The organism is Psychrobacter piechaudii, assembly GCF_900162825.1.
Classification (GTDB): Bacteria; Pseudomonadota; Gammaproteobacteria; order Pseudomonadales; family Moraxellaceae; genus Psychrobacter; species Psychrobacter piechaudii.
In genome coordinates, this window is the sequence record NZ_FUGE01000171.1 from 1 (window position 1) to 8,401 (window position 8,401).

Annotated in this window: 10 protein-coding genes and 1 pseudogene; 5 read left to right on the forward strand and 6 right to left on the reverse strand. The window is 40.5% G+C overall.

All coding sequences use genetic code 11. The features are described from left to right. Positions 1-173 precede the first annotated feature (173 nt). A complete protein-coding gene (locus tag A1019T_RS13245) occupies positions 174-332 on the reverse strand; it encodes a hypothetical protein (RefSeq protein ID WP_167366859.1) in 159 nt (52 codons plus the stop codon). A 250-nt stretch (positions 333-582) separates the two neighbouring features. Then, positions 583-1,749: a cupin domain-containing protein gene (locus A1019T_RS09545; RefSeq protein WP_077451450.1), complete on the reverse strand. Its 1,167-nt coding sequence runs from the start codon at positions 1,747-1,749 to the stop codon at positions 583-585. A 167-nt stretch (positions 1,750-1,916) separates the two neighbouring features. Here A1019T_RS09545 and A1019T_RS09550 point away from each other — a divergent pair, with 167 nt between their 5' ends. Further along, on the forward strand, positions 1,917-2,105 hold the full coding sequence (locus A1019T_RS09550) for an NF038104 family lipoprotein (RefSeq protein ID WP_028858515.1): 189 nt from the start codon (positions 1,917-1,919) through the stop codon (positions 2,103-2,105). A 178-nt stretch (positions 2,106-2,283) separates the two neighbouring features. Here the strand turns inward: A1019T_RS09550 and purB are convergent, their stop codons facing one another. Then, complete coding sequence (gene purB / locus A1019T_RS09555) at positions 2,284-3,693, reverse strand: adenylosuccinate lyase (protein WP_077451451.1); 1,410 nt, start codon at positions 3,691-3,693, stop codon at positions 2,284-2,286. Positions 3,694-3,915: 222 nt separating this feature from the next. Beyond that, positions 3,916-5,127 carry a tRNA 2-thiouridine(34) synthase MnmA gene (gene mnmA / locus A1019T_RS09560; protein ID WP_077451452.1) on the reverse strand — a complete coding sequence of 404 codons (1,212 nt, stop codon included), beginning with the start codon at positions 5,125-5,127 and terminating at the stop codon, positions 3,916-3,918. Positions 5,128-5,181: 54 nt separating this feature from the next. Here mnmA and ispF point away from each other — a divergent pair, with 54 nt between their 5' ends. From ispF to A1019T_RS09575, 3 genes are all read left to right on the forward strand, one after another. Next, on the forward strand, positions 5,182-5,694 hold the full coding sequence (ispF, locus tag A1019T_RS09565) for a 2-C-methyl-D-erythritol 2,4-cyclodiphosphate synthase (protein ID WP_077451453.1): 513 nt from the start codon (positions 5,182-5,184) through the stop codon (positions 5,692-5,694). 125 nt (positions 5,695-5,819) lie between these two features. Further along, positions 5,820-6,152: a Grx4 family monothiol glutaredoxin gene (gene grxD / locus A1019T_RS09570; protein WP_077451454.1), complete on the forward strand. Its 333-nt coding sequence runs from the start codon at positions 5,820-5,822 to the stop codon at positions 6,150-6,152. Positions 6,153-6,499: 347 nt separating this feature from the next. Then, the gene (locus A1019T_RS09575) at positions 6,500-6,991 is read left to right on the forward strand and encodes a hypothetical protein (RefSeq protein WP_077451455.1); all 492 of its coding nucleotides are present in this window, start codon (positions 6,500-6,502) and stop codon (positions 6,989-6,991) included. Between the two features lie 131 nt (positions 6,992-7,122). On the opposite strand, the gene nirD is transcribed toward A1019T_RS09575, so the two are convergent. Continuing rightward, a complete protein-coding gene (gene nirD, locus A1019T_RS09580; protein ID WP_077451456.1) occupies positions 7,123-7,500 on the reverse strand; it encodes a nitrite reductase small subunit NirD in 378 nt (125 codons plus the stop codon). Between the two features lie 46 nt (positions 7,501-7,546). Continuing rightward, the gene (locus A1019T_RS09585; RefSeq protein WP_244156614.1) at positions 7,547-7,870 is read right to left on the reverse strand and encodes a hypothetical protein; all 324 of its coding nucleotides are present in this window, start codon (positions 7,868-7,870) and stop codon (positions 7,547-7,549) included. A 107-nt stretch (positions 7,871-7,977) separates the two neighbouring features. On the opposite strand from A1019T_RS09585, the pseudogene A1019T_RS09590 reads away from it, so the two are divergent. Then, a pseudogene (locus tag A1019T_RS09590) lies at positions 7,978-8,401 on the forward strand (transposase); the annotation flags it as partial.

Consider the following 8,401-nt stretch of genomic DNA (forward strand, 5'->3'; position numbering starts at 1 on the left):
TTTTTCGGCATATGATTCTATTATGTTGTTGAGTTGATTATATTGTATATTATTTTGTGGAATTGGTATAAGTTTACTGCCCTTATTTACTAAATGATTACCCTATAAAAAAAGACGCTTAAAGCGTCTTTTTTTATCTTTATATTTATTTAATATTTGCCGTATTTACTATCTTAATCATTAGAGTCATGTTCTTCATGCTCGTGCATACCTTGCATCATGTCTAAGGCGCAATCATTGGTACGTTGCTGATCCTTTTTGTCTAAATGATCCTGATTAATATCATTACGGGCCATTTTCGTGGTTTTATTGACTGTATTATCATCTGACATGGTAATTCTCCTTATTAGAGCACTCCCTATATTATTGTGAAAATAGGCTAATAGCTTATTAACCCAACATCCCAATATCAAAGTGCATGATTGATTACTCACCATTTCATTATAAAAGCAAATAAAGTAAAGTGTGTGTACAAATGTAAACTAATAAAGAGATGACGTTAATAAATCCTTGAATGGCCCCTAAAATATGTCGCTAATGTAAATATAGTGCTTAACTTTCGAAGTCTGACTCAAGCTCTGATCAAAAGTCCAACCAAACCCAACTGTTCTCAAGCCAGCTCATAACAGTCTCAGTAGATAGTTTCGCTGCTAAAAAATCTTCATAAGTCAGGCTGTCGGCATCTGCCAGGCGCTTTAACAGCTCTGCTTCACAGTCACTGATATCGGCTAAAGGCTGACCATTGGCATAAACCATTAGCTGATCATCAAGTTCAGTATAAATTAGGCGGCTGCTATAATCGGTTCTTATTATGGCTCCCTCAGATAAGGCTTGTTGTAATTCTTCTGCATCAAGGCTATCTTCGGGGACTAAAAGCTCATACTGGCGTTTGCTGACCACTTCACTAACCGCTTCTGCGACCAGCTCTTCACCTTGATGGGACTGCAGTAGTTCAAGCAATTGCTGTTTGATCTGTGAGATACTGTGTTGATTCAGCTTTCCGGGGGCTTGTAAGGGCTGATCTAATAGCAGTGGCGTAAACAGTGAAGGTTCACTGGTTGCTGCATCGACTAAGCTGTCTAAAACTTGCATTAAATTTGGGCGTCTAAAGCCAAATGAGAAGGTCAGACAGTCATCTTGTGCCACTCCATAATGAGAAAGTTTGGGCGGTACATATAGTACGTCACCTGGCTCCAATACTTCATCAAAAATTATCTCTCCCATGTCATCAAAGATACGAATGGGCTGATTTTCGATAAACTCAGTCCTTTCATTACAATACTTTCCGAGCTGCCAACGTCTATAGCCAAAGCCTTGTGCTAAAAAAACATCATACTCGTCATAATGCTTACCAACAGAGCCACCTTTGGGGGCATAAGACACCATGATGTCATCTCGTTGCCACTGCGGGATAAAGTTAAAGGCATTCCATAGCTGACCTAGTTCAGGCGACCATTGCTCTAAGTTCTGAACCAATACGGTCCACTGCTCAGGTAAATCAGCGAACATCTCTTCGGTTAAAGGGCTTTGTTGTAATTGCCACTGCTCGCCAGTTTCAGTTTTATTTTGGGTAATCAGCCGAGAGGTGGCGGCCTCATCCAGACTTAATCCCAAGATATCTTGTGGTTCAAACATGTCTTTTAATTGAGGTAAGCCTTGCTTGATAAGCAGTGGCTTTTTTTGCCAATATTCAGTTAAGAATTGTTCGGGGGTAACGGTGTCAGGTAAACAAAAATTAAGGGGTGTCATAAATAATCCAGGGTGGTTAAATCAGTTTTTCTGACCATTAGTCGGTCAGCTATTTCATTTGTTGTTAAGGTTAGAGTAGGGAAATAATATAAAATCTAGCTTTAGTATGCTATTTTAATGATTTATTATCGTTGCTTAAATGAGTCTATATAATTTCTAGGAAAGTTATGAAAAAATTAACGCTATTAACCATTATCATTAGCAGTATCATGATACAAGGTTGCGTACACAAGTTGGTTACTGTGCCAGTTAAAGTAGCCTATAAAACCACCAAAGGGGTAGTTAAAGGCACCGTAGCCGTGGGTAAAGCTATTATACCTGGTGGTGATGACGATAAGGATGATAAAAAAGATTAAGATTTTTTAGTCTTATTGGTTTGATGCTAACTGAATTAAGGATTAGTTGAATACATTTGGATAACTAATTTAGCTTCAGCAGAATAAGATATTGCCTTCATAATTATAAAAACCCTGCTTATAAAAGCAGGGTTTTTTGTTTCTCTAACATCAACTTGCTTTAACTTTAAAGCATAAATTATTTATTTAGCTTAGCAATCCACTCATCAATGGCTAATGCTTGCTCATCTGCGTTACCTATGTAAGTAGCAGGTGTCAGCTCAAGTAGGCGTTTTTTATCCGCTTCTGGAACCGCATCTAATTCGTTGCCACTCACAAACTCAAGCATTTTTTCACGGGTCATCGCTTGACCACGGGTTAGAGCTTTTAGTTTTTCGTATGGGTTTTCCACACGGTAGCGGCGCATAACAGTTTGAATAGGCTCAGCCAGTACTTCTTGAGCATTATCAAGATCGCTGTCTAGTCTTTCTGGGTTGACTTCTAGCTTGCCAATACCTTTTAAGCAGGCATCATAAGCAATCATACTTTGAGCAAGACCTACGCCAATATTACGTAGAACCGTTGAGTCAGATAGGTCGCGCTGCATACGTGAAATAGGCAGTTTTTCACCTAAGTGAGCCAACATAGCGTTTGCCACACCTAAGTTACCTTCAGAGTTTTCAAAGTCGATTGGGTTAACTTTATGTGGCATAGTTGAAGAGCCAACTTCGCCTTCTTTTAGCTTTTGCTTAAAGTAGCCTAAGCTAATGTACTGCCAGATATCACGGTTATAATCGATTAATACAGTATTGAAACGACGAACCGCATCAAATAGCTCAGCGATATAATCGTGTGGTTCAATCTGAGTGGTGTAAGGGTTGAAGACTAAACCCAAACGTTCTGTGATGAAACTTTGAGCATGAGCGGTCCAGTCTACTTCAGGGTAGGCTGATAGGTGAGCGTTGTAGTTACCCACGGCACCATTGATTTTACCCAATAGTTCCAATTCATTAATTTGCTTAATTTGACGGGCTAAGCGGTATGCTACGTTGGCCATCTCTTTACCCAAAGTAGTTGGGCTAGCGGTCTGACCGTGAGTGCGTGACAACATTGGCTGTTTAGCATGCTCTTTGGCAAGGGCCACAATTGAGTCAGTCACTTCTTGTAACTTAGCAACAAGAATTTCACGGCTGTCTTTTAGCATTAACGCATAAGATAGGTTGTTGATGTCTTCAGAAGTACAGGCAAAGTGAATGAACTCTAGACTGTCCTCTAATTTAGCATTACCACGGAATTTATCTTTGATGAAATACTCAACTGCTTTTACATCATGGTTGGTGGTTTTTTCAATGTCTTTGATCGCTTGAGCATCCGCTTCACTAAAGTTATCAACGATAGCATTTAAGAAGTCATTGGTTTCAGCATCAAATTTTGCCAATTCAGTGATGGCATCATTGTCAGCTAAGGCTTGCAACCAGCGAATTTCAACGGTAACACGGGCTTTAATCAGACCAAACTCAGACAAATGCTCACGTAGTGAATCAGCTTTGCTGGCGTAGCGACCGTCAATAGGAGATAGGGCAGTTAACGCAGATAAAGAGGCAGACATAAATATCCTTCAACTCAGTGGGTTAATGAAACGAGATTATTAAAAAACGAAGTTTAAACGTTTATAGCAAATTAAATAAAGTAAGGGAACCTAGGTTCCCTTTAATGTAATATCTAATGTCAATGTAATACCTAGTAAGGTAAGCATTTTAAAATTACTGAAGCCAATTATAGCAAGTTATCGCTCATAAATATGACGTAAAGGCAGATTGTAGCAAAAGGCTTATGCCTCAAACGACTCAATCACACCGCCACCTAAACAAACCTCACCAACATAAAACACCGCAGATTGACCAGGAGTAACCGCACGTTGTGGCTCATCAAACACAACTTTAACTCGGCTACCGTCTTCAGAATCTGCAAAGACTGTACAGCTTTGATCCGGCTGACGATAGCGGGTTTTGGCCAAACACTTTAAGCCCTGCTCACTAAACAGGGCTTTCGGGGCAACACTCTCAACCCAATCAAGCTTATAAGCGGTCAGACTTTGGCTCAGAAGCATAGGGTGGTCATGACCTTGCCCCACAATTAGCTCGTTGTTGGTTAAGTCTTTTTTTAGTACAAACCACGGCTCTTCAGGACGGTCTTTTACGCCGCCAATACCAATGCCACCACGCTGACCCAAGGTGTAATACATTAAGCCATCATGTTTGCCAATGGTAATACCATCATCGGTCACAATATTGCCAGGTTTGGCCGGTAAGTATTGTTGTAAGAAATCTTTGAAGCGGCGCTCGCCAATGAAGCAAATACCAGTAGAGTCTTTTTTCTTAGCAGTAGCCAATTCATACTCTTCGGCAATTCTGCGCACTTCAGGTTTTTCTAATTCACCCACTGGGAATAAAGTCTTGGCAATTTTATCGCCGCCCACTGCGTGTAAGAAATAACTTTGGTCTTTGTTGTTATCTAGGCCACGTAATAGTCGGGCTACTTCAGTCCCATCTTCACGCGAGTAATTGATACTGCGGCGAGTGTAGTGACCGGTAGCGATGTAATCCGCACCCAGACCGAATTTAGGATCAGAGGCATAATCTAAGAAGGCTTTAAACTTGATTTCTTTATTACACAGAATGTCTGGGTTTGGGGTACGGCCAGCTTGGTATTCGGCTAAGAAGTGCTCAAATACTCGATCCCAGTATTCCATAGCGAAGTTGGCAGTGTGTAGGGTAATTCCTAATTTGTCACACACAGCTTGAGCATCGGCTAGGTCTTCCATAGCCGTACAGTACTCGGTGCCGTCATCTTCTTCCCAGTTTTTCATAAACAAGCCTTCCACTTGAAAGCCTGCTTTTTGCAGTAGTACTGCAGATACAGAAGAGTCCACACCACCCGACATACCTACGATCACTCGTGTTTGTTCAGGATTAGGCACATCACTTAGGCGCAATGCAGGTAAATCGTAAGGGTTATTGTCAAAAGAGGCAGATATCGTCATATTATTAGAAACTATGCTAAAATTTGGCTAAATTATAACACTGATAGGCTAATAATGATAAGAATTGGACAAGGTATTGACGTACATGCCTTTTATGACAAGTCGTCAGAGAGTGGAAACCAAGATAGTGCTGCTCAACAGTTTGTAACATTGGCAGGGGTGCAGATTGAGCATAGCCATAGCTTATTGGCGCATTCTGATGGCGATGTGGTATTACATGCTTTAGCTGATGCTTTATTGGGAGCTTTGGCTTTGGGTGATATTGGCCAGCATTTCCCTGATACGGATGATGCCAATGAAGGTCTAGATTCACGAGTTCTATTGCGTCATGTCTATGATTTAGTTCAGCAAAAGGGTTATAAGCTGATTAATGCTGACATTACTGTGGCTTGTGAACGTCCCAAGTTAGCCAAACACAACCTAGCGATGCGTACTAATATTGCTCAAGACCTAGCCACGGATGTAGAAAATATTAGTGTAAAAGCGACTACTACTGAGAAGTTGGGCTTTACCGGTCGTCAAGAAGGTGTTTTATGCAGTGCTGTGGTTCTCGTGAGTAAACAATAATCTGTGTTGAATATGCATTTTTGTTGCATTATTTGTTACCATCCCCATTAATAATTTAACGTCACTTTTATTCTCCCTGCTTCTTTAACTGAAGTTTTACACGTGTCTTCCAATAAGGATTTATTATGACAGATCAAAATCAAGATATCGAAACCCTAATCCGTAACCAAATTAAAGAAAACCCAGTACTTCTTTATATGAAAGGCACACCGCAATTCCCACAGTGTGGTTTCTCTGCAAAAGCCATTGAAGTATTGACTCAAATTGGTCGTCCATTTGCTTTCGTTAATATTTTAGAAAACCCTGAAATTCGCGCTACCTTACCAAAGATTGCTAACTGGCCAACTTTCCCACAGTTATGGATCAATGGTGAATTGATGGGCGGATCTGATATTATCCTTGAGATGTATCAATCAGGTGAGCTTAAGCCTTTGGTTGAAGAGCACAGCCCAGCCTAATCGATAGAATAGTACTAAAAACACTGCCCTAAAAAGAATAGTGCTAAAAAGTAAGTTAAACACTAAAAAAGCCTCAGAGAAGATCTGAGGCTTTTTTAGTGGCTAGTTGCCGACCTGCAGGCATGTTATGTTTTTGTATTTCAGCGCTTTATAAATTCATAATAATCGCCATATATCTGTTAAGTAAAAAACTATTTAATAAGTAAGTATGCTTTGGGCATACGCTAAAGACGGGCAGTTGTTTTTAATAGGGTTAAGCTACTAGCCAATAAGCTTAAAGATATTGAGAACATGATTTTTAATTAGAGTCAGCAATAGCCCGTTTTTAGAAAATTTAGGAATAAAATATGACTTCAGATGACAAGTTAGTGCAGAAACGCAAATTATTAGAAGAACAATCAGAAAAAATCAAAGCCATTGCTGATAACGAGGTGCACTCTTCTCTTAAGTGTATACACTTACTAAGTGTGGCAGGGGGAGCAACCAGCGAGACTTATAAAGCCATTGAGCAACGTGTGATGACAGATGAAGACACTCATGGCGCCTATCATTTAGCGCTTATGGCTCAGTCAACAGCGGATTTGCCTGTTGATGCCCGCCAGCTAATTGAATTGGTGGTTACCAAAGGTCATAGCAGTCAGTTATTGTCTTTATTGAAGAATTTGCCTGTACCGCCTGTTGAAGCGATTAAACAGCGTATTTTGTCTGAAGAAGATCAAGAAATAGTGGCTCAGATGACCGCTTATCTTAAAATAAACCCTGAAGGTATAGGCAGTCAATCTTTATTGGGTGACGGTCAGCACGAGCGTATTGTACCCATAAGCCAAACTCAAAACTGATAGGCTCAATTAATTGTTAAGTTCAAACATAAAAATCACTTAAGACAGCTAAAAGGCACTCAAGATAATTTTTGAGTGCCTTTTTTTAAAACTTTATGTAGGGTGTGTTTTTTAATGCTTTAATAAATGGCTTAAGCTGCTATTGCATCTTTCAGGCCGACTATAACTTTATCGCCTTCTAAGCTCACGTCATAGCAATCCAGTTTAACCGTGTCATCATCTAAGCATTGACCCGTTGCTAGGTCAAATCGCTGCTTGTAAATAGGGGAGGCAATATAGATAACTTCTTGCTCCTTAACGCTACCATCTTGCAATTCGGTCTTGATATGGGTGCCCCCAATTAGACCACGCGATAATACATTGGCGTTACTAAAAGGATCAAAGTTATCAATGGCGAAGAGTTGGTCATCTTTGGTACGAAAAACAGCCACTTGTTTGCCCTCTATCAGGGCACAAACGCCCCCTTCTGGGATGATAACATTAAGTTTACAAATTAATTGAGTGGTCATACGACTTTCCTTGTGTCAGTGATTATGAAATAGGAGTTAGGTAACGCTAAACTATCGCTTCTAACACCTGTTTTTCGGTTTCAGTAGCAGGACGAATTTGCTCACGCTCAGTCACAAATACCACGTTGTCATCAGCCAATTCACTGTTAACAAAATGACGGAAACGTTTTAGCTTCTCTTTGTCAGTGATGGTGGCTTTCCACTCGCAAACATAACTATCAACCAATAACTGCATTTGATCTTCTAATTCTTCGACAATACCTAAGCTATCGTCAATAATGACCTGTTTTAGATAATCTAAGCCACCCTCTAAGCTTTCACGCCACTTTGAGGTGCGCTGTAATTTATCGGCAGTCTTGATGTAGAACATGGTAATACGGTCAATGTACTGAATTAAGGTATCGGTATCGATTGAGCTATGCTGAAGAAACCGTAGAGGTAAACTTGGTAAACTAAGCGTATTAATCGGAGTTTATCATGACCAAGAAAGTAAGAACCTACAGTGACGAATTTAAAGCCGAGGCCGTCAAGAAGATATCAGACAATAATGGCAATATCTCAGCCACTGCAAAGCAGCTTGGCATTGCCATGCAAACGCTATCAAATTGGCATAACAAAGCCAATCAAGGCAAGCTTGTCGGCACAGAGCAATATGATCCTGATCTTATGAGTGCTCTTCAAGAAATAAAGCAGCTCAAGCGGCAGCTCAAAGTGGCTGAAGAGGAACGCGAAATACTAAATGAGGAGGGATAAAGCGAAGCACTGCTTCGCCCCGACGCAAGGGGAGAGCTATGCTCGAGTTGGCGACGGCGTACTTCGCGAGAAACAGTTAGTCAGGTACGCCTTTATCAAAGACAACCAGTTCCTCTTTCGCATCACCACTATGTGCCGTGTGTTAAGG